Origin of the sequence: Richelia sinica FACHB-800 (assembly GCF_014698825.1) — a bacterium.
Lineage (GTDB): Bacteria > Cyanobacteriota > Cyanobacteriia > Cyanobacteriales > Nostocaceae > FACHB-800.
In genome coordinates, this window is the sequence record NZ_JACJTT010000009.1 from 1 (window position 1) to 21,763 (window position 21,763).

The following is a 21,763-nucleotide window of genomic DNA, read 5'->3' on the forward strand; positions in this document are numbered from 1 at the left end:
TAAGTTGTTTTAACTGTTCATAATGCAGTCCTAATAATCTTTGAGATTCTTCAGGATTGTTATGAATATACTCGACTATGTTGCTCATAATACCAGGGTAGATACGCTATTTTATCTGGTTATATCATAATTTCATTCTTTTTCGGAGATGTCTATTGTAGTGGTGACGATTTTTTATTCTTGGTTTAAACGCAACTATGGCAAGCATTTAATCAATCTGGTTTCTACTGTGGCATATAGTCTGGTATATCCACCACAGGAATGGATTGAAAATGCGATCGCTATGACTACTCAAGCTTGGGATAAACTAGGCGAAGATAATCCCAGTCTTGTCCAAAAAGAGTTTGACTTCTATGTATTCGGTCATTCTCTGGGAGGTTTGTTAGCACTGAGTTGGCCTGCTTTCGTTGACCCCCAAACCCAAGGTAAATTTATTCCTCAACAAATTCTCACTGCTGATCCTGCTCCCAGTACAGAGATGGGTATTCCCCAAATAGCTATCTGTATTTTAAAACTAGTTGGTTCTCCATTTGCAAAAACACCCATTAACATTTGTGATACAGGTAGCAAATTAAATGTCCCTGTGGCTATCATGCACGGTGCTGATGACACTCTGGTGAAACCTGAATCTTGGGTCAACCGGTCATGGTATCAAAAACAATCTAACTTTGACTGTATAGCTAGCAAAGAGAAACAAATCTACTTTTCCCTTTCCAACAAAGATAAAAATCCTCCTTTGATTGCTTTCCATAACCAAGCTGTCACAGATACAACTTATTTTGATGATGCTTTATTTGATATTTTTGGAGGTGTGAAAAAAGGGCCAAATGCCTATAACCGACAATATATCTGGCCTGGTGTGAATTTAGTAGTTACCAACGAAGTCAGGGCTGATGAATTATTCTATAAGTTTCCCTTAAAAGATATCCAAGTTACAGAAACTTTGCCACCAAAGCCAAATCATTTACCGAAGATTTTGATAGGCATTTTGACGGTGGTGGGATTGGGTTTAGTATATTGGTGGTTTGCCCATTCTGGTCATGTATTGAGCTTTTCTTGAAGAGAGCGATCGCTTATTTTTGATTTAGGTGGAACCAGATGTAGGATGAAGAAAAGATGAATTAAGCTGTACTCGTAATGACTCTGGCTGAAACTCCCAATCACACCCGTTCCGGTAATCCCCTTCTCAATCTTACCTATGAAGCTGCTATAGAATCTCTGGGTAATGACTACTATGATGAAGTTGAAGCCGCAGAATTTCCCCAACATATTCTGCGTTGGCGTAATGATACACTGCTACCTAAATTAGGGCTTGATCCCCAGGCTGTTACAGATGAAGATTTTATCACAGCCTTTGGTCAATTCCAGGGACGCAAACCTTTTTTAGCCCTACGTTATCACGGTTATCAATTTGGTCAATATAATCCCCAATTAGGTGATGGTAGAGGTTTCTTATTTGGACAGGTGCGGGGTACTGACGATACCTTATATGACTTCGGTACAAAAGGTTCTGGGAGAACACCTTACTCTCGCGGTGGTGATGGAATGCTCACCCTCAAAGGTGGAGTGCGGGAAGTTTTAGCCGCAGAAGCACTACAGCGCTTAGGGGTGAGAACTTCTCGTTGCTTGAGTATGATTGAAACTGGCTTATCTCTATGGCGTGGCGATGAACCTTCACCCACTCGCTCATCTGTCATGATTAGAATGAGCCAGTCTCATATCCGATTTGGTAATTTTGAACGCTTACATTATTTAAAGCGACCAGACTTAATCAAAAAGCTGTTAGACCATGTAATCGCCTATTATTACCAGCATTTACATGGTGAAACTGATAAATATGCTTTATTCTATGCAGAATTAGTCAAGCGAGTTGCCGAGTTAGTCGCACAATGGATGGCAGCAGGTTTTTGTCATGCCGTCCTCAACACTGACAATATGTCCATTACAGGGGAAAGCTTTGACTATGGCCCCTATGCCTTTATCCCCACCTACGACCTGTATTTTACTGCCGCATACTTTGATTACTATAAACGTTATTGTTACAGTCAGCAGCCTAGTATTTGTTATTGGAATTTAGAGATGCTGCAAGCACCTTTACAGGCAGTAATTGGTAGTCAAGATTTGCAAGCTGGGTTAGGAAAATTTGAGGAATATTATCACGCCGAATATCGCAATTTAATGTTGAAAAAGTTAGGTTTTGAGAATTTGTCACTACCTCATCTGGATGAATTGTTAAGTTTAACCATTACTTTTTTACATGAAAGTCAAGTTGGCTATCATCAATTCTTTGCAGACATGGCTGGGACTTTTGGAAGAACCTGGCGAGATGATCCCGCTTTGGTGATGAATGGTTCAGATATCGTTCCTGGTGCGGGAACATCACCAGTTTTTGATAATTGGTGTCTGCTTTATCATCAAATTCTCAATCATCTTGACCCTGATGAATTAGATATTATTGCCAAAAATTTAGTCAACAATAATCCTAAAACAGCATTATTAAGACCAGTGATTGAGTCCGTGTGGGAACCAATTGCCGAAGCAGATAATTGGCAACCATTTAAGGAATTAGTTCAAAAGTTGCAATTGGGAGAATAACAAATTAAAAGCAGGGGAATTGAGGAGGAGTATAGGAGTTAAGAAGTATGGCTGCGCCACGCTGCGCGAACAGGAGTTTAAATATGCCATAACTCAGCAGCAATGGCATTAATTATTCTGCAACTTCTGCAACTTCTGCAACTTCTGCAACTCCTGAACTTCTGTAACTCCTGAACTTCTGAACTTCTTTCACCTACCATATATCCTGCCAAAACTATGGTCGGCATTAATTTCTATAACTAAATCTACAGATGATGAATTAACTAAAGGCGTAATAAATAATTCTGGGTGTAAAGCCCGCCAAAAATAATGCACAAATTCCTCAATTTGTTTGTCTGTCATGCCAAATTTACCAGACTTGATCATGTCATGTTCTGCTTGTTTTCTCCACTCTAAAGAACAACGATAATCTGTAGGATAAAGGACAATCAGACTATCTAAACGTTCCCACAGTGGCAGATAATTTTGCAGATGATGATTCATGTCTAGGGCAAATTTTCGGTCTGCTGGGGTGAGGATAGGTGCAGGTGGGTTGGTAAATGCGTCTGGGGAAATTGGTTGTACACCGACAAACCAACCTTCAAATAACACTATATCCACATTATTAACTATTTCTGGCGTGGTGCGATCGCCTGCACCTCCATGGGCAGATTTATCAAAGCGAGGAATTATCACCTGACTCTTGCCTTGACGAATCTGATCGAGTAAACTTAAGCCTAAGTCGATATCATGAGTTCCTGGGGGGCCACGCCAAATTAAACGGGGGTCTTGCTGCGTTAAAGTCAGACGATCGCTGTAGGTTTTGTACAAGTCATCCAACGATAAACTCAAAGTTCGGTATCCCAACTGCTGAAGAATTAAACAGAGAATCCTGGACATTGTAGTTTTGCCAGTTCCCTGTCCACCTAAAATCCCTTGAATCATAGGTCTACCTAAATCTTGGCGTACTGATGCGAGTTTCATCCCCAAAGGCAGCCAGATATCCCATAAGACCTGTAAAATCCCTTGGGGTGAGATTTGGAGGTGAGTTTGACAGTAATGGCTGACATCAGTCCACACTGTTTGTAAGAGGTGCGATGGCGAAACGCCCAGCGTAGCTGATCGCTTTTCGATAGCATCAACCACATTTTCAGGAGTGATGTTAAAAGTTTTCGCTAACGCCGGATCTACCAATGCCCGATTTTGCGCGGGAACTAACCATGACCGATCTGCTGTCAAAACTTGAGTGAACCATTCATTACTCATAACATCACGAACCTAACTTAAAGGCTTCCAGAAATAGACTGTAGATAAAACCTACTTTCAAATAGTTGAGTGCCTCTACCCATAGTGCCTGTTTAGCAAAAAAACTGCGACTGTAGAATAGTCTACTGGTAATCTCTGTCAGTAATACTAAAAAAGCAGCAGCGAAAATGTCCAATTCTGCTTTTTGCCCAGCCGTAGTCGATACTGCTGATCCCAGAAAAAAACCAAACAAAAAACTAATGAGCAGCAGTGAAAAACGTCGCCAAGGGTTAACAAACCATTGACTTAAGCTTCTAGCAGCTGTATCTAACAAATTGTTGAGCCGAGTATTTTGCATTAGTCAGGGTGTGGGGAAAAGTCAAGATATGTTGAAATATTGGCATATTCAGAAGGGCAGTTTTAGCATAAGCTTATGGGCAAATGCTGTAGATAGCGATAGGCTTGGCTGTGAATCTGAACATTGATAGAAACAACCGTCTTGAGAAAATAAAAATTCCCACAAAATCACTATCCATTGGGTGGTGTTTGGGCAGGTGGCAACGTTATCTTAAAGATAAAGCTTGAATTATCCGGGATCAAATATACCTTGGAGGTTATTTTTAAAGGATACTTTGTTAATGGTGATAAAAGTATCACCAAATTCCATTGATAACTATGGAATTTTATTGATTAACTGAGTATCTTAATTGTATTTTTTCATGCTTATTAATGACGAAATACTGACTAATGAAGTAGAAGATACTTTTGTTTTGTCCAGCAGAAAGGGCTTCACCCCTGATAATATTTGCTCGACAAAATGATACTAGTTATACATTCTTGAAATTAATACTCAAGATGTATAAAAAATGCTACTTTCGTTGATTCATCAATGATTCATTGATGACTTGGAGCTTAAGTGTACAGAAAATCTTATTCCTAATTAATTATCATCATGAAATTTGTTGTGTATCGGAACTTCGCCGTCACTGCTTGTGCTTTGGGGTTATTAGGACTCATGACTGGATGTTTGGAAATGAGCGTATCTTTTGAGTCTACTAAGCCGGACTCAACCGTAACTACAACAGAAGAAACATCTCACCAACCAACAACCACTATACCAGGAGGTGGAGAAGCAGCGATCGCTCTCAGTGCATCCAATGTCACCACTACATCCAGTACAGAGGCAACATCCCAAAATTCAGCCCCCACACCCGCAGTAGTAGCTTATCGGGTAGAGTCTCAACAAAGCAAAGTGCCAGGACTATTGCGGATGAGTAACCAAACTGATCAACCTGTACGCTTGGCTTTATTGGCGCGACAAAGCGGAACAAAAAAAGCTGAGAAAAATACTAAATATGATATTCCTGCCCATTGGGATTTTGCCCCTCAAGAAGGTAGTAGTCAAGGTTTGGTTCTATCTTTACCCCAAGGTAATTTGAAGTTGGAAAAAGGAGACATTCTGGTTGCTTTCGCTCAAGATGGTTCCCGTCGCTATTGGGGCCCCTATGTAGTGGGTGAAACTTCTGCACCAAGTTGGAATGCTCAAACTAAAGAATGGCAGCTGGTATTAACGCCGTAGTTGCTGGAAAACAATCCAATCAAAATAGAGAACAAAATCGAAATAGCTAACGACTATTGACTAGTGACAAGGGATTGTTAACTATTGTTTAGGGAAAGACACGATTTCCTGTGTCTATACATTATCTGTTCATGAGTTTGAAATTGAGTCTGCCTCGCGCTGTGGAGCAATGGTTTCACAATTTAGGACAAAAGCCAGCCCTTGCTGTGACTGTATCTGTCCTCTGGTTACTAGTCATTGGTTGGGTAGCTTTTGGTTGGAATTTAGGCAATATTGGTTTGATTGATGAAACCGAACCATTATTTGCGGAAGCGTCCCGACAAATGCTGGTGACAGGAGATTGGATTACGCCGTTTTTCAATGGTGAAACTCGGTTTGATAAACCAGCATTGATTTATTGGTGTCAAGCGATCGCCTATGCCATCATGGGGGTAAATGAATGGGCAGCCCGCGTTCCTTCAGCCTTGGCAGCATTGGCAGCCATCTCTTTAGGTTTTTACACCATTCAGTGGTATTTGGCTCAAAAAGACGAATTAGCAGGTACTAGAAACCCCATTCGTCGTTATGTTGTCCCTGGCATTGCAGCAGCAATTATGGCGCTCAATCCTGAGATGATTGTGTGGGGAAGAACCGGTGTGTCTGATATGTTGTTAACCGGTTGTATCGCTTCTGCTTTATTCTGCTTCTTTTTGGGATATGCAAATCAAAGTCATGGCAACAGAGTTAATAGTAAACTACCTAATAAGTGGTATTTAGCTTTTTATGTATTGATTGCTGGAGCAATTTTAACTAAAGGCCCAGTGGGAATTGTTTTACCAGGGTTAATAGTCATTGCTTTTGTGTTGTATGTAGGGAAATTTTGGCAAGTATGGCGAGAAATGCGCCCTATATTAGGAGTAGTAATTATTTTGGCCTTATCAGTGCCCTGGTATGCCTTAGTAATTTGGCGCAACGGCTGGAATTATATTAACTCCTTTTTCGGTTATCACAATTTAGAACGGTTTACAGAAGTAGTTAATGGCCACTCTGCCCCTTGGTATTTTTATTTTGTCGTAGTTTTACTAGGATTCGCGCCCTATTCTGTTTACATACCTGCGGCCCTCATTAGGCTAAAATTTTGGCAGCGATCGCATTGGCGAAATCAAGAACGTTCTCAACAATTAGGTTTATTTGCGGCTTTTTGGTTTTTGGGAGTATTTATCTTTTTCACCATTGCTGTTACTAAACTCCCCAGCTATGTCTTACCCTTAATGCCAGCAGCAGCAATCTTGGTAGCATTATTATTGAGTGACCTTTTCCCCAGTCCTGAAACTACCACAACACCCCATCCCAGACCCAGTGAAATCAAATCCTTTCGCATCAGTAGCTGGATTAACGTCATCTTTGCAATTATTTTAGCGATCGCTTTATTTAACTTATCTCAAATAGTCGGACCAGACCCAGCAGCACCAGAATTATATGAACTCATTCAAAAAGCAGGTTTACCAACCTTCGGTGGTATTATTTGGTCAGGAGCGGCCATTATCATAGCGGCTTTACTCTTGAGTTATCGTTGGCAACAGATTATTGCCGTAAATATCATCACCTTCATTGCTTTTTTAGCGATCGTTTTGATGCCTGCTTTATTCTTGATGGATGGACAACGTCAGTTACCTCTCAGACAATTATCAGCTATAGCAGTGGAATCAAGACAAGCCAACGAAGAGTTAGTAATGGTTGGTTTTAAAAAACCAAGCGTCACTTTCTACACTCAAACCACAGTTAATTACATCAAATTTTCCAAAGACGCACTAGATTACATTCAAAAACAAGCAACTAAAAAACCACAACCCCCTTCTCTTCTCTTACTAGTAGAACAAGAAAAGTTTACAGAAATGAATTTACCCCCAGATGATTATAAAAGTATCTCTACTAAAGGTGCATATCACCTGGTGCGGATTCCTTTAAACACAATTAAAAAGGAAAAATTAGATATTTCTTAAACAGGTTATGGCAAATAAGTTGTGTAGAGAAATTCTACATGGAATGCTTTTAAGAGGTTGGTGGAAAAGTATTTTGATTAGCATCAAAGTATCTCAAATCTAACCCCTATTCCCTTGTTAGAAATAGGGGTTTCAAAACATCTCTCTTACAAGGAGATGTTGGGAGAGGAGTTTTAGTATCCTGGCATATTCTAGTTAGGAGATGTCTAATCTGATTAATTACCCCCAGAAACTACAGCTTTATGATGGATAGCTGGGTCTTCTGGTTTTCTTTGCCATCTACCCTCGCTATTTGATTCATACTCATTACGGACACTACTCCAAGCCACTTCTACTGCGCTATCTTCATCCATCCCATCTCTTTGTGCAGCATTAAAAGCAGCGACAAACATTTGTTGAGCATGTTCTGGTAATCTTTCCTGTATATCTTCAGGTAAGTCACTGATTCTTGTATAACTCATAAACCCTTTTCCATTGTTAATTTGGGTTTATGTTAAAGATTTATGGTGAATATTCCTTCTTTCGCTCAGTAGATATTCTCATTCTCATACTTTTGATAGAGTATATGTAATTGATCAGCGATTCCAGGACAATTACCAAGTCACCAATCCGTCCCATTTTTCTAATGTTTTCTGACTAATTCCTGGTACTTTATCTACATCTTGTAGAGATGTAAATTTTTTCTTTTGCCTAGCGATAATAATGCGTTGTGCTAATTTTTCTCCCACACCAGGAAGTTTTTCTAATTCCTCTAGAGTTGCTGTGTTGAGATTAATTTTGGTAGTAAGTAAACTATCAGCAGATGAAGGTTTTTGAATTTGTGAACATTTTTGTGTTTCTGCATTTACCTTTGCTTGTATTTTGGCAGGTATGCCTAAAACGGCATTGTGATAAAGACGATTAAATTCTCTGGCATAATGTGCAGCTACAGTGGGATTTTCGATTACTAATAAAGTTTCGTCATTGCCATTATTTGCCGCTTCTGACCAATTGTGTGAACCTGTAATGACTGTTCTATTATCAACTAAAGAAAACTTGTGATGTAGCACATCTCCTTTGGCTAATGTTGATACACCTACCGTAGTAATGGGATTTTGCCAGGGACGATTATCCAGTTCATATTTACACTTATCACTCACAGCAAAACCCATCATATCCAAGGCTTCACTATAGTTACGATAGGCAAATTGGGGTTCAATTAAAGCACGAATTTCTACACCTTGGTTGTGACGATTTTCCAGAATATTCGCTAGACGTTGTTCAGAAAAGACAAATAATGCCAAATCTACAGATTGAGTTGCCGAATCTAATGTTTGACCAATTAAACCATTACTGCTTTGATTCCAAGATTGACTAGAAGAAATGGGGGAGAAATTGACAGTAACTTGATGATCACCGAGAATAATTGTTTTAGGCGATCGCATCGGTTTCTTCACCCCAAATAGACTATCTGGTTGACCACCAGGCCCATCACCCCACATGATGTTAAATTCTTCTGTAAATGCAGTAGCAAGTTCAGGACTGTCTATTGTCAGCAAATTATTAGCGTTACCCAAACTACTGGAGTTGGTGAAGTCTCCAAATACGTCACTTAAGGTGAAATTTGCCGAAGTGACAATGACAAACCGATTGTCTACAACCACAAACTTATGGTGCATTAAACTACTGCCTTGAGAACCATCAGCAGTATCATCTATCCAAGGAATATTGGCATTTTGAATAATTACTAAAGCATCCCTTTGATTGATTTCATTTGGTGTCAGTTGATTATCCTGATTAATATCGACAAACTTTTGAAATTCTTGATAACGTTCCTGTTCTCTCTTGTCCAGCTTTTGAACTTCCAATGTAGTGAAACTACTCCAAGGACGAGAATAGTTATTTTCTAAAATTAATCTCACCTTAACACCAGCCTTTTGTTTATCTGCTAATGCTTGAGCAATTTTTGGTAAACGTAATTCCTGTACAGCAACATCCACCGTAGATTTAGCTTGAGAAATAATCTCAATAATTTGCTGTTCTAAATCATCACCTAAACGGGTTTGTTGACGATATGGTTCTTGATATTCCGTTGATTGGGAATGGTTAAAGTAAACTTTGATCAAGGCATCCTGTGGCAGTGGTTGCGGACGCTGATTTACAGATTTAACAGATTGGCAACCTGTGAGGGTAAAGAGTAATAAAAATAAATAAGAAAAATATCTGAAGCAGCGAAAAATAGACACGGTAATCTGCTACAAGTGAATTGGGAGTGAATGTAATTATTATTCCCCAAATTATGTATGTCTAAGTATGTAGAAAAATAGCTTTACTTAGAAAGTAAATCATTGATTCTCAGGGTTGTGGAAAAACTCAATCTAGCTGTTGATGCTTTCCCAATTCTATACCAGCGTGTTTACTCACTTAATTATTGGTTATATGCAAGTATATTTAGATTACAGTGCAACTACTCCCCCTCGTCCAGAAGCGATCGCTGCTATGCACGCAGTGTTAACTCAACAATGGGGTAATCCCTCCAGTTTACACGAATGGGGCAATCGTGCAGCTTTAGTAGTAGAACAAGCAAGGATACAGGTTGCGGGACTGATTAATGCTACTCATCCAGAATCGATTATTTTCACCTCTGGGGGAACGGAAGCAGATAACTTAGCGATTATGGGTGTAGCTCGATGTTATTCTGTACCCCAACATATAATTATTTCTAATGTCGAACATTCAGCTATTTCTCAAACTGTAGGAATGTTGGAAAATTGGGGTTGGGAAGTGACTCGGTTGGGTGTGAATAATCGAGGTCGAGTCAATCCCCAAGATTTAACAGCAGCATTGCGACATAACACTGTGTTGGTATCGGTAATTTATGGACAAAGTGAAGTAGGTACAGTTCAACCAATTGCAGAATTGGGTCAAATTGCCAGAAGACATGGTGCTTTGTTCCATACAGATGCAGTTCAAGCTGCGGGACGCATCCCTCTAGACGTGGAAAATTTGCCAGTAGACCTATTAAGTTTATCTAGCCATAAATTATATGGTCCCTTGGGTGCAGGAGCTTTATATGTGCGTCCTGGTGTGGAATTAATGCCATTATTAGGTGGTGGAGGACAAGAAAGAGGACTGCGTTCAGGAACACAAGCAACACCAGCTATCGCAGGTTTTGGGGTAGCTGCGGAGTTAGCAGCACAGGAATTGGCGGCAGAAAGGGTAAGATTGATAGAGTTGCGCGATCGCTTATTTTCACTTTTAGCAGATGTTCCTGGTTTAATTCCCACAGGTGATTTAGTTCATCGCTTACCCCATCATGTTAGTTTTACCCTAGAATATGCCGATGGTGAAAAACTTAGTGGTAAAACATTAGTGCGTCAGCTAAATTTAGCGGGAATTGGTATTAGTGCTGGTGCAGCTTGCAATAGTGGAAAATTAAATCCTAGTCCCATTTTGTTAGCAATGGGTTATTCTGAAAAAGCAGCCTTAGGAGGAATTCGTTTAACCTTGGGAAGAGAGACAACAGTAGCTGATATTGATTGGACTGCAATAGTTGTAAAACAAGTTTTGCAGAGGTTAACAAATGTGGAATTAGCTATTAGTTAATCAGGGAAGAGGTGACAGGTGACAGGTGACAGGGAATGCTAGGCAAAAGCAGAAAAATCCTCTTGGACAGAGAAAATTTTAGATTTTAGATTGAAGTGAAAAAATTCATACAAAAATCCAAAATCCAAAATTTCATCACCTATTACACAGAAATTACTACACCTTCACTTTCATTTGCTAACCTATCGACTGCACAAACTGCATAGGTTCCTGGTTGGACTGTAGCAAAGGTAGTACCAGCGGATAAAATGCGCTGAATTGTCCAATTATCACCATTTTGGCGATACAATGTCCAAGAACGTACAGGACGTTCATCACCAGGTTGCCAATTTAATTTACCATCTTGAAATTTGAGATTTTTAGGTGGAGAAGGTGGTGTGTTATTTTGCCATGACTGAGTAGGAACTAAAGCAGGTTGGGAATAATAGGAACTAAATTCATCTGCAATACCTAGGGTATTTTTTTGTAGGAAACTCATACTAAAAAAGATATTTCCTAGTGCTAATTTACCTGCTAAATTGCGAGTGATTTTAATTTGCTTTTCGATTTCTTCGTTTTTCCAAGTTTTACCATCAAGTTTGCTGATATTATTACCAACGTAAATATGGCGTTGTTGAGGATTAATGGATGTCCACCATTTCAGCAATGATTCATAACTTTGTTGAGTTTGGTCTGTACGCCAATAAAGTTGGGGTGCTATATAATCAATCCAACCTTGCTCTAACCATTTTTTCGAGTCTGCATACAAAACATTATAGGCATCTAATCCCGCTATTCCTACTGGTTGCCCAGGACGATAAATACCAAAGGGACTAATACCAAATCTCACATTTGACTTAGTAGCTTTAATGCCTTGGGAAAGACGCAACACCATTTGATTGACGTTTTCCCGTCGCCAATCTGCTAGGCTAAGTTTACCCCCACTGGCTCTGTAAGCAGCGTAGGTTTTATCATCGGGAAAAGATTTACCACTAATAGGATAGGGATAAAAGTAGTCGTCTAGATGAACAGCATCAATATCGTAGCGACGAACAACATCAACAATGACATTGTATGCACGGTCTTGAACGACCTTTAAGCCAGGGTCCATCCACAATTGACTCCCCCATTGATAAACTGCTTCGGGGTTGGTGATAGCGATGTGAGGACGGACGTTAGGTGAACCTTGGTTACTAGTTTTGGCACGATATGGGTTAAACCAAGCATGAACTTCAATATTGCGTTTATGACATTCAGCGATCGCATATTCTAAAGGATCATAAAATGGTTCTGGTGCTTTACCCTGAGTTCCACTAATCCAAGCACTCCAAGGTTCCAACCCAGACGCATATACAGCATCTCCTTCCGGTCGCACCTGCAAAATTAAGGCGTTGAAATTGAGAGATTGTAGTTTTTTAATAATTTCCAGCAGTTCGGCTTTTTGCTGTTCAACAGACATTTTCCCTTGAGAGGGCCAGTCACTATTCCACACCGTTGCTATCCATGCACCCCGAAATTCTCGACGATGGCTGACTTTGACTGTCTTGGGTGTAGTTGGTGTGGTTGGTTTAATCTCCAGTGGAGGAGGAACAACTATGTATTCAGAAGTGATTTTTTCTGCTTTTCCAATTGAGACTAAAGCCTGATAAACCATCACTGCTACATCAGCACGAGTCGCGGAAGCTGTAGAGTTGAGTAACTTCAGATTTGGATAATTAGCCACCCAACCGATACGAGTAGCGATCGCTATTTGATTGGTCCCATAATTGGGAATAGAGGCTGCATCTTGATAAATTTGCCCTAATTTACCCAATAAATCAGGTGCAACCTTACTAGCCACGTCCAAACCATTTACAGTGGCCACTAAGATATCACCCTTAGATATTTTGTCATTAGGACGAAAAGTGCGATCGGGATAGCCAATCAGAAAACCCGTTTCGCAAACCTTTTGAATAGCACTTTTAGCCCAGTAATTATCTGGAATATCCGTAAACGGGACATATTCCCGCTTTTTCGTAGGCGTAAAAATAGCTGCAATAATCGCCGCAAACTCAGCACGAGTTACAGAATTATTCGGACGGAAAGTCCCATCACGATAACCATTGACAATGCGGCGTTGCGCCAACGCTTGAATGAATAAACGCGCCCAATGGTTTTGAATATCGGGGAACTGTACAGGACTAGAGACCATAGTTCAGAATACAGGAGTTCAGAATACGGAAGTATGGCTAGCGGCACGCTGGGCCAACAGGAGTGAAAAAATGCCAGAATTGAGCAGCTATCGTCTTAATTATTCTGTAACTCCTGCAACTTCTGCAACTTCTGTCTTCTTCTTTCTGCTGATTTACTTTTTATATCCCTGCAAGTCTTCACTCGTCTAGGTTTTAGGTTTATTCAGGAAACCTAAATTACCATCAGATGTCTATTAGACTTATCCGAAAATCAGATTCTTACCCTTGGTTTACAAGGTTTTGAGATTCATTTTCTTCAGCTAAGTGCCTATCTATTGCCACTTAGTTTTTTAACGGAGAGGGAGGGATTCGAACCCTCGTATACATTGCTGCATAACAGCATTTCCAGTGCTGCGCCTTCAACCACTCGGCCACCTCTCCAGGTGTCACGATTTACGATTGTAGAACAAGAAACTAAAAAATGCAAAGATTTTCTAGAAATTTTTTTACAATAGGTATAACGTCTTAAAATTGCCAATCAAAAACCAAGATGGTTCAGACCCATAAAATTAAAATTCATAATCGTCAGACGGGTGAATTTCACACCTTAGAAGTGCCAGAAGACCGCTATATTCTGCATACTTCGGAAAATCACGGTATAGAATTACCATTTTCCTGCCGTAATGGGGCCTGTACTGCTTGTGCTGTTCGGGTGCTGTCTGGAGAAATTTATCAGCCAGAGGCTGTTGGGCTGTCTCCTGATTTGCGTCGTCAAGGTTATGCTTTGTTGTGTGTGAGTTATGCAAGGTCTGACTTGGAGGTAGAAACTCAAGATGAAGATGAAGTGTATGAGCTTCAGTTTGGGCAGTATTTTGCTAGGGGTCGCGTGAGGGCAGGTTTACCCTTAGATGAAGACTAAAGTTTCCTTGGTGTCAGGGTGGTTAAAGTTACCATCTTTGTTGGTAACTTTTTTGCCATGTTTTGGTACGGTGATACGAAACATCTTGATATTAGGTTGTCTATTGTTGCTAGTCAGTTGCCAAACTAAAACTGTGTCCACGATGAATCCATCGGAAGTGAAGGTGGCAAGGGTAGTGAGTGGACAAACTCTAGAGGTTGTAGGTTTAACGGAAACAGCAAATTTAATTTCTCCAGTACGGTTAATTGGTGTAGATGCACCTGATTTACACCAACGGCCTTGGGGAGAAGATGCAAAAAAATTTCTAGAAACCTTGATTGGTGGTGAACAGACGGCTGTGAAGTTGGAGTTTGATCTAGAAAATCAAGATAAATTTGGTCGAACTCTGGCCTATGTATGGAAAGATAATGTGTTGTTAAATGAAGAAATGGTAAAGCAAGGTTATGCTTTATTTGGAGGGCGATCGCCTAATCACAAATATGACACCCGTCTAGACCGTGCCCAACAATGGGCAAGACTAATGGGTCAAGGAATTTGGAGTCCAGAAAAACCCATGCGCCTGACTCCATCCGAGTTTCGCCGTCTGTATCGGTAGTCAAACAAAGAACAGGGAGATAAGGAAGCAGAGGAAATTATTTTTCCTCATCACTCGTCACTAATCACCAATCATCAATGACCAATTTACAAATTTTTTTAGATATTGCTTCAGCCGCAGCTTTAGCTGCTGGTACAGTATTGCAAGATTATTTGGGTCAACTAGAAGACTCAGTTACAGAAAAAGGCCGTCCTGGTGATTTAGTTACGGCTGCTGATAAAGCATCGGAAAAAGTGATTTTGGAAGTTTTACATCGTCACTTGCCCCACCACTCGATTTTGGCTGAGGAATCTGGCAAAATTGGCGACCAAGATAATGAATATTTGTGGGCTATTGACCCCCTGGATGGCACTACTAACTACGCCCATCAATATCCCTGCTTTGCTGTGTCTATTGGTTTATTGATTGGGGGTATTCCTCAGGTAGGGGTGATTTATGATCCATTCCATAACGAATTATTTCAAGCTGCGGCTGGTTTAGGGGCTACACGCAACCGTCGCCCCATGAAAGTTTCTCAAACCGCTGAATTAAGTAAAAGTCTATTGGTAACGGGATTTGCCTATGATAGACGGGAAACTACGGATAATAACTACGCAGAATTTTGTCACCTCACCCATCAAACTCAAGGAGTAAGAAGAGGTGGTGCTGCATCCCTTGATTTGGCTTATGTTGCCTGTGGGCGTGTGGATGGATATTGGGAGAGAGGGATTGCCCCTTGGGATGTGGCTGCTGGTATAATTTTAGTGAAGGAAGCAGGAGGGCAAGTCTCCGCCTATGATGGTAGTCCAGTCAAGATAGAATCTGGTAGACTCCTAGCAACTAATGGTCATATTCACAACAAGCTGAGTCAAGAATTAATCAACGTTCCCCCTTTATCAACGTGGTGCTAGGCAACGATTATATAAAAGCTGACCACTGAAGGATTTCAGTACGGTCAGTGCAAACACATATAAATTCTAATAGGGTGTAAGCCTCTCCTATGTATTTACAAATAGAAACTGGATTATTTAAATATGATTTGATAGACCATTACGCAATTTTGGGAGTACCAGTTGATGCGGATGGGAAAGAAATTCGTAAACGTTATCTGCAAATAGCTAGGCGCTTACATCCAGATAAATTTCAGCCTGGAAGCGATAGTGATAAGGAAGTAGCGAGTGAATTATTGTCTAAGTTGGTGAATCCAGCTTATGAAAAATTATCTGGAGAACGGAACCGGGTAGAGTATTTGTTAGTGTTGTCGCAAACTAGTAGGCGTTTAATTCAAGATGCAGATAACTTGCCAATTAATACAGAATTGGCACAAAATTTAATGGCAGCTAGCAATGTTGAGACATTGTACAAAAGTGCGATCGCCAAAATTGCCGAAACTCAATATGACCAACTGTCAGAAGCCAGGCAGATGATTGCTCAGGTGAGTGAGTTAAATTTAGTCTACCTGATGAAGAACGCAGGTAAAATCATCGCTCAACCGCAAACAAGCCCACAGTCATTTACTAATGCTCCAGCACCAACAAGTAATACTCCACCAGCCCCAACCCAATCTCCCATACAAGTATCTGTGGTAGAACAATACTTACGCCGGGCCCAAACCTTAATTGAGAAAAACCAATTTGCCCAAGCCAAAGTAGAATTGCAAGATGCCTTGAAGTTAGAGCCAAAAAATCATCGTAGCCATAGCTTGATGGCTGTGGTATATTTGCGGCAAAATCAACTGAAAATGGCGAAAGTTCACTTTGATAACGCACTGAAACTCAATCCTAAAGACAAACTGGCTTTGGAATGGAAACCAAAAGTTGATAAAGCTTTAGGCATTAAACCCAGTGATAATCAAGTGAAAACCTCTCCACAATCTGGAGAAAAGCAACCAGAAAAATCTGGAAGTGGCGGTTTATTTGGCGGTTTGTTTGGCGGGAAGAAAAAATAATGGTGTATCAACCAGCAGCGGGAGCGAGAGACTTATTACCTTTAGATGTAGCTCAAAAACGCTGGATTGAAGAAAGGCTACAAAAAGTATTTCATAGTTGGGGATATCACCGGATTATCACCTCAACTTTGGAACGCATGGATACCTTAATGGCAGGTGAAGCAATTCAACGCCAAATGGTGATTCAATTGCAAAATGGGCAGGATGAGGAATTGGGTTTACGTCCCGAACTCACAGCCTCCATTGCGCGTACAGTTGTGACAAGAATGACAAATAGTGCGTATCCACAACGCTTGTATTATAATACAAATGTATTTCGTCGCAATTGGGAAAGTCGTCACAATCGCCAGCAAGAGTTTTATCAAGCTGGAGTGGAGTTATTAGGTGCTGGTGGTTTATTAGCAAATGCGGAAGTATTGCTGTTAGTTGCTAATTGTTTAGAAGCTTTGGATTTACCAGGATGGCATTTAATCCTGGGAGAAGCGGGAATTACTCGCTCTTTACTGCAAGCATTTCCGGTGAATTTGCAAAGTAAGGTCAGAAATGCGATCGCTCACTTAGACCGAGTGACCCTCGATAGTCTCCCACTCAGTGAAGAACTGCACGAACGTGCCAGAATGATGTTGGACTTGCGGGGTAACAGTGCCGATGTCTTGCAGAAAGTCAGCAGTTTGAATCTTGACCCTGACCAACAAGAAGCAGTTAACAACCTCAAATCCTTAGTAGAGTTACTAGAATCTGAAGGCAAATTTTCCTTAATCCTGGACTTGAGCTTAATTCAAACCATTGACTACTACACAGGCATTGTCTTTGAAGTCGTCAGCGATATTGACGGACAAGCCCAGGTTTTAGGGCGAGGCGGACGTTATGACCAATTACTGGGTTTATATCATCCCCAAGGCGAAAATATCCCCGGTATCGGCTTTGTTTTAAATATTGAGGATGTCTATCAAGTGCTGTCATCACGGCAGCAATTACCGCAAACAACCCCTGCTAGTAATTGGTTAGTAGTGCCAGAAACAGCAAGTGCCAATGCGGCTGCTTTTGCCTATGCCCAGAAATTGCGTGATTCTACTCAGTTAGTACGAGTAGAAATGGAATTAGGCAATCAAGATGCCGAAGTGGTGCGAAACTACGCCAGCGATCGCTCAATTGCTCAAATTGCCTGGATTAAAGACGATGGCACACCCACTATAGAAGCTGTGCGTTAACAGGAACATTACTAATTGTTAAGCTAGAAATAGCTGATTAACAAAAGAGAGGGGAACGAGAATATGCCACATACAATTGTGACAGACGTTTGCGAAGGCGTAGCTGACTGCGTATCTGCTTGTCCGGTTGCTTGCATTCATGAAGGGCCAGGTAAAAACGTCAAAGGTACAGATTGGTACTGGATTGACTTTGCTACCTGTATCGACTGTGGCATTTGTCTGCAAGTTTGCCCCGTAGAGGATGCGATCGTTGCCCAAGAAAGACCTGATTTGCAAAAAACCCCAGATTAGGTAAAAGGTGATAGGTGATAGGGGACAGGGAAAAGGTGAGTTAGCACCCATATCTCATGCCCAATCACCAATGACCAACAATCAATGACAATCATTCATGACCAATCACCAATGACCAATGACTACCTATTAGAAGTTGAAAATGTCCATGCTGGGTATATTAAAGATGTCGATATCCTGCAAGGTATAAATTTTCGTGTTTTACCAGGGGAATTAGTGACAGTCATCGGCCCCAATGGTGCAGGTAAATCCACCTTAGCCAAAACCATCTTTGGATTATTAAAACCCCACACAGGCACAATTAACTTTAAAAACGAAAATATTGCTGGCTTAAAATCTGACCAAATTGTCCAACGGGGAATGTGTTATGTGCCGCAAATTGCTAATGTCTTCCCCTCTTTGACCATCGAAGAAAATTTAGAGATGGGAGCTTTTGTTCGTAATGTACCCCTCAAGCCGCTGAAAGATAAAATTTATACTATGTTCCCTAGATTAAGCGATCGCCGTTCTCAACGGGCAGGAACTTTATCTGGTGGGGAAAGGCAGATGTTAGCAATGGGTAAGGCGTTAATGTTAGAACCCAGTTTATTATTATTAGATGAACCTTCTGCGGCCTTATCTCCAATTTTAGTAACGCAAGTATTTGAGCAAATTAAACAAATTAATCAAACTGGTACTGCTATTGTTTTAGTAGAGCAGAATGCCCGTAAAGCCTTGGAAATGGCTGATACAGGTTATGTTTTAGAGTCAGGACGGGATGCGATGTCTGGGCCTGGTAGGGATTTGTTGAATGATCCAAAGGTAGGAGAATTATATTTAGGTGCAGGGAAGGGGCATTAAATATAATTTATGTATATTGAAGAATTACATTTACAAAATTTTCGAGGGTTTCAAGAATTGCAATTGGAACTTCCTTCAGATGTAGCTGTTTTTATTGGCATCAATGGTTCAGGTAAATCATCGATTTTAGATAGTATTGCTGTCATTCTTTCACAATTTGTATCTATCTTACAAAAGACAAGCAAAAAGAAATTAGAGTTTGATATATCAACAGATGATATTAACATAAACTCAGAAACAACACATAATAAAATTAATTTGGTTATTGACTCAGAAACAAAAATTTTATGGGAAAGTTTCACACATAAATATAAAAAATATCGACTAAAAACCGCAGCGTATAAGCAAACAATTAATAGCTATGCCGTACAAATAATTGAAAAACTTAATAATCAGCCAGATTTAAGTTTACCAATATTAGTTTATTATCAAACAAATAGAATATTAATAAATTCTGCGTCTATTAAAGATATAACTAAAGACGAAACGGAACAAACTTATATAAATAATCAAATTGATGCTTATAAAACAGCATTTTCTAAAAATGTCAATGATTTCAGAGATTTTTTGTATTGGTTTAAAGAACAAGAAGAATATGAAAATGAAGTTAGATTAAGAGAAGATAATAACTTTAGAAACCCTAATTTAGAAATTGTCAGAAAAGCATTAAAAGAATTTTTGGAAGGCTTTCCCAATACCCAATTTTCTGATTTACATATAGTAAGAGTTAGTTCTGATAAAGAATCTGGTATTCGTCAACTAATTAAACCTTCATTAGTTATCAAAAAAAATGGTGAAAACTTTAAACTAGATCAGCTTTCTGATGGTGAAAAAACCTTGCTAATGTTAGTAGTTGACATAGCAAGAAGGTTAGCAATTTTAAATCCTAGTATTACTAACGCTTCAGAATTACTAGAAAAAGGAACAGGAATAATATTAATTGATGAAATAGATTTACATTTACATCCTCAATGGCAAAGAATTGTCATTCCCAGCTTTAGAAGAACATTTCCAAATTGCCAGTTCATTGTTACAACTCATTCTCCTCAAGTCTTGAGTGGAGTGAATAGAGAAAATGTATTTATTTTAGAAGATGCAAAAGTTTTAGAATTGACACCCCACACTTTTGGTAGAGACAGTAACTCAATTCTATTTGAAGTAATGGGTGTAGAAAAAAGACCTGCTCAAATGCAAAAAAGAATAGATAGTTGCTTTGAATTAATAGATGATGGCAGGTTGGAAGAAGCGAAAATCAAACTCAAAGAATTATCTGATTTATTGGGAGAAAATGATTTAGATATAATCAGAGCTAATACACTTATTGATTTTTTAAACAGGGTAGAATGAAGCGCATTATTAAGGGAACAGAACCTCATTGTTTATTGCAATATAGACAAATAGAAGGAGCAAATTATGATGGCTATCATCCAAAAGAACCTTTAAAAAGAGCATTATTAGCTGAACAAGGCTATATTTGTTGCTACTGTATGCGAAGAATATCAGAAGCAAATATGGAAATTGAGCATTGGCAACCAGAAAGTAAATATCCAGAATTACAAATAAACTATAAAAACCTTCTTGCTTCTTGTTCAGGTAATCGAGGTACTAGCAAGTCAAATCAGCATTGTAATCCTAGAAAAGGTGATATAGAAATTACTATTAATCCAGCCGATTCTAAAAACTGCGAAATTTATATTAAATATAGTTCTACAGGAAAAATATTCTCTGATAATTCCACTATAGACTATGAACTAAATGAAGTTCTAAATCTTAATTTTCAAACTCTTAAAGAAAATCGTAAAACTGAATTAGATACTGTCATTAATGCTTTAAACAAAAAATTTCCCAATAAAACATGGACTAAAGAAGAAATCAAGAAAAAAATTGATGAATTTAATTGTAAGGATTTAGAAGGTAAGTATAAACCATACTGCCAACATATTATTTATTATCTGAGTAAGAGATTATAAAAAATCTAGCTTGTCAAAAATATGTTTATATTATTTGCACAATAATTAAATCACCGTTAAATCGTGTATTTAGGTACTGTAAATATGTAAATTATTTTGATATCTTCCTGACAACTATATAAAATTGTCAGGTGAATGAATGAGTAAAATTAACGGTTTTATTGGTCGTCGCCATTTAATGAGATTGTTTGGTATCAGTAGTATCGGTATTGGAGGTGTAACTACGTTTAGTCACATTTTAGAGCCAATACAAAAAACAGCTATTGCAGATACGCAACCAGAAAAATTTACACCAATTAATGCTAATGAAGCTTTAAGAAGATTACTATCAGGGAATCAAAGATTTATCACGCAAAAACGTAAATATCCTCACCAGTCTCAAGCAAGACTACAAAGTGTAGCGAAAGGACAAACACCTTTTGCCTCTATATTAGGTTGTGCTGATTCTCGTGTACCAGCAGAAATTATTTTTGACCAAGGCATTGGAGATTTATTTGTTGTGCGGGTTGCGGGTAATGTTGCCAGTGATATGGCTATTGGTAATCTTGAATATTCTACATTAGTTTTAGGTTCACAACTAATAGTAGTCTTAGGTCATGAACGTTGTGGTGCAGTAGCTGAGGCTGTTAAAAATGAACCTTTACCAGGAAAAATCGGTTTGATTGTCGATGGTATTAAACCAGCTTTATTCAATATCAAGGTACCAGGTAATGATAATCAAAATGCCATAATTGCTAACATTAAATATCAAGTGGAAAAATTACAACAAAGTCCAACTTTAGCTAAGTTAATTCAAGAACATAAGTTAAAGATTGTTGGTGCTTTTTATGATTTAGATACAGGTAAAGTGCAAATTATCAATTAAATAATAAAGAGAATATTTTTGATTTTTAAT

Annotated in this window: 21 protein-coding genes and 1 tRNA gene; 15 read left to right on the forward strand and 7 right to left on the reverse strand. The window is 39.2% G+C overall.

Translation table 11 applies throughout. From position 1 onward, the window contains the following. The first annotated feature begins 148 nt into the window (after positions 1–148). Together H6G73_RS09135 and H6G73_RS09140 are read left to right on the forward strand one after the other, a co-directional pair. A complete protein-coding gene (locus H6G73_RS09135) occupies positions 149–1,060 on the forward strand; it encodes a hypothetical protein (RefSeq protein ID WP_190603529.1) in 912 nt (303 codons plus the stop codon). 77 nt (positions 1,061–1,137) lie between these two features. Further along, entirely contained in the window at positions 1,138–2,595 is a 1,458-nt protein-coding gene (locus H6G73_RS09140; protein WP_190603531.1) for a protein adenylyltransferase SelO, read from the forward strand. A gap of 189 nt (positions 2,596–2,784) precedes the next feature. Here the strand turns inward: H6G73_RS09140 and H6G73_RS09145 are convergent, their stop codons facing one another. Continuing rightward, positions 2,785–3,840: a glycerate kinase gene (locus H6G73_RS09145; protein WP_190603533.1), complete on the reverse strand. Its 1,056-nt coding sequence runs from the start codon at positions 3,838–3,840 to the stop codon at positions 2,785–2,787. A 4-nt stretch (positions 3,841–3,844) separates the two neighbouring features. Further along, on the reverse strand, positions 3,845–4,177 hold the full coding sequence (locus H6G73_RS09150) for a DUF565 domain-containing protein (protein ID WP_190603535.1): 333 nt from the start codon (positions 4,175–4,177) through the stop codon (positions 3,845–3,847). Positions 4,178–4,771: 594 nt separating this feature from the next. On the opposite strand from H6G73_RS09150, the gene H6G73_RS09155 reads away from it, so the two are divergent. Both H6G73_RS09155 and H6G73_RS09160 read left to right on the forward strand, forming a co-directional pair. Next, positions 4,772–5,398, forward strand: coding sequence for a hypothetical protein (locus H6G73_RS09155; RefSeq protein ID WP_190603537.1), 627 nt, complete (start codon positions 4,772–4,774; stop codon positions 5,396–5,398). 131 nt (positions 5,399–5,529) lie between these two features. Then, entirely contained in the window at positions 5,530–7,380 is a 1,851-nt protein-coding gene (locus H6G73_RS09160; protein ID WP_190603539.1) for an ArnT family glycosyltransferase, read from the forward strand. Positions 7,381–7,595: 215 nt separating this feature from the next. Here the strand turns inward: H6G73_RS09160 and H6G73_RS09165 are convergent, their stop codons facing one another. After that, positions 7,596–7,841, reverse strand: a complete 246-nt coding sequence (locus tag H6G73_RS09165) for a ChaB family protein (protein ID WP_190603541.1) — start codon at positions 7,839–7,841, stop codon at positions 7,596–7,598. A gap of 132 nt (positions 7,842–7,973) precedes the next feature. Next, a complete protein-coding gene (locus H6G73_RS09170) occupies positions 7,974–9,605 on the reverse strand; it encodes a DUF655 domain-containing protein (RefSeq protein ID WP_190603543.1) in 1,632 nt (543 codons plus the stop codon). A gap of 193 nt (positions 9,606–9,798) precedes the next feature. Between H6G73_RS09170 and H6G73_RS09175 the strand changes: the two genes are divergently transcribed. Continuing rightward, positions 9,799–10,965: a cysteine desulfurase family protein gene (locus H6G73_RS09175; protein WP_190603785.1), complete on the forward strand. Its 1,167-nt coding sequence runs from the start codon at positions 9,799–9,801 to the stop codon at positions 10,963–10,965. Between the two features lie 142 nt (positions 10,966–11,107). Here H6G73_RS09175 and H6G73_RS09180 read toward each other — a convergent pair whose 3' ends face one another. Further along, on the reverse strand, positions 11,108–13,135 hold the full coding sequence (locus H6G73_RS09180; RefSeq protein ID WP_190603545.1) for a glycoside hydrolase family 10 protein: 2,028 nt from the start codon (positions 13,133–13,135) through the stop codon (positions 11,108–11,110). A 334-nt stretch (positions 13,136–13,469) separates the two neighbouring features. Continuing rightward, positions 13,470–13,556 (reverse strand) — tRNA-Ser (locus tag H6G73_RS09185). Positions 13,557–13,665: 109 nt separating this feature from the next. Between H6G73_RS09185 and H6G73_RS09190 the strand changes: the two genes are divergently transcribed. After that, on the forward strand, positions 13,666–14,034 hold the full coding sequence (locus tag H6G73_RS09190; protein WP_190603547.1) for a 2Fe-2S iron-sulfur cluster-binding protein: 369 nt from the start codon (positions 13,666–13,668) through the stop codon (positions 14,032–14,034). Here the strand turns inward: H6G73_RS09190 and H6G73_RS24950 are convergent. After that, complete coding sequence (locus tag H6G73_RS24950; protein ID WP_244997526.1) at positions 14,020–14,175, reverse strand: hypothetical protein; 156 nt, start codon at positions 14,173–14,175, stop codon at positions 14,020–14,022. The two genes, H6G73_RS09190 and H6G73_RS24950, sit on opposite strands and share 15 nt — an antisense overlap. On the opposite strand from H6G73_RS24950, the gene H6G73_RS09195 reads away from it, so the two are divergent. The 9 genes from H6G73_RS09195 (at position 14,105) to H6G73_RS09235 (ending at position 21,733) form a co-directional block, all read left to right on the forward strand. After that, positions 14,105–14,629, forward strand: a complete 525-nt coding sequence (locus H6G73_RS09195; protein WP_313947572.1) for a thermonuclease family protein — start codon at positions 14,105–14,107, stop codon at positions 14,627–14,629. The two genes, H6G73_RS24950 and H6G73_RS09195, sit on opposite strands and share 71 nt — an antisense overlap. A gap of 77 nt (positions 14,630–14,706) precedes the next feature. Continuing rightward, positions 14,707–15,519, forward strand: coding sequence for an inositol monophosphatase family protein (locus H6G73_RS09200; RefSeq protein WP_190603550.1), 813 nt, complete (start codon positions 14,707–14,709; stop codon positions 15,517–15,519). An 89-nt stretch (positions 15,520–15,608) separates the two neighbouring features. Continuing rightward, positions 15,609–16,556: a J domain-containing protein gene (locus H6G73_RS09205; protein WP_190603552.1), complete on the forward strand. Its 948-nt coding sequence runs from the start codon at positions 15,609–15,611 to the stop codon at positions 16,554–16,556. After that, positions 16,556–17,767: an ATP phosphoribosyltransferase regulatory subunit gene (locus H6G73_RS09210; RefSeq protein WP_190603554.1), complete on the forward strand. Its 1,212-nt coding sequence runs from the start codon at positions 16,556–16,558 to the stop codon at positions 17,765–17,767. Before H6G73_RS09205 ends, H6G73_RS09210 begins: the two co-directional genes overlap by 1 nt. A 63-nt stretch (positions 17,768–17,830) precedes the next feature. After that, on the forward strand, positions 17,831–18,058 hold the full coding sequence (locus H6G73_RS09215) for an indolepyruvate ferredoxin oxidoreductase subunit alpha (RefSeq protein ID WP_190603556.1): 228 nt from the start codon (positions 17,831–17,833) through the stop codon (positions 18,056–18,058). Positions 18,059–18,169: 111 nt separating this feature from the next. Beyond that, positions 18,170–18,898, forward strand: a complete 729-nt coding sequence (locus tag H6G73_RS09220; RefSeq protein ID WP_190603786.1) for an ABC transporter ATP-binding protein — start codon at positions 18,170–18,172, stop codon at positions 18,896–18,898. A gap of 9 nt (positions 18,899–18,907) precedes the next feature. Then, positions 18,908–20,245, forward strand: coding sequence for an AAA family ATPase (locus H6G73_RS09225; RefSeq protein WP_190603558.1), 1,338 nt, complete (start codon positions 18,908–18,910; stop codon positions 20,243–20,245). Continuing rightward, positions 20,242–20,868, forward strand: coding sequence for a retron system putative HNH endonuclease (locus tag H6G73_RS09230; protein ID WP_190603560.1), 627 nt, complete (start codon positions 20,242–20,244; stop codon positions 20,866–20,868). The genes H6G73_RS09225 and H6G73_RS09230 overlap by 4 nt, the downstream gene beginning before the upstream one ends. Positions 20,869–21,007: 139 nt before the next feature. Continuing rightward, positions 21,008–21,733 carry a carbonic anhydrase gene (locus H6G73_RS09235; protein ID WP_190603562.1) on the forward strand — a complete coding sequence of 242 codons (726 nt, stop codon included), beginning with the start codon at positions 21,008–21,010 and terminating at the stop codon, positions 21,731–21,733. Positions 21,734–21,763 lie beyond the last annotated feature (30 nt).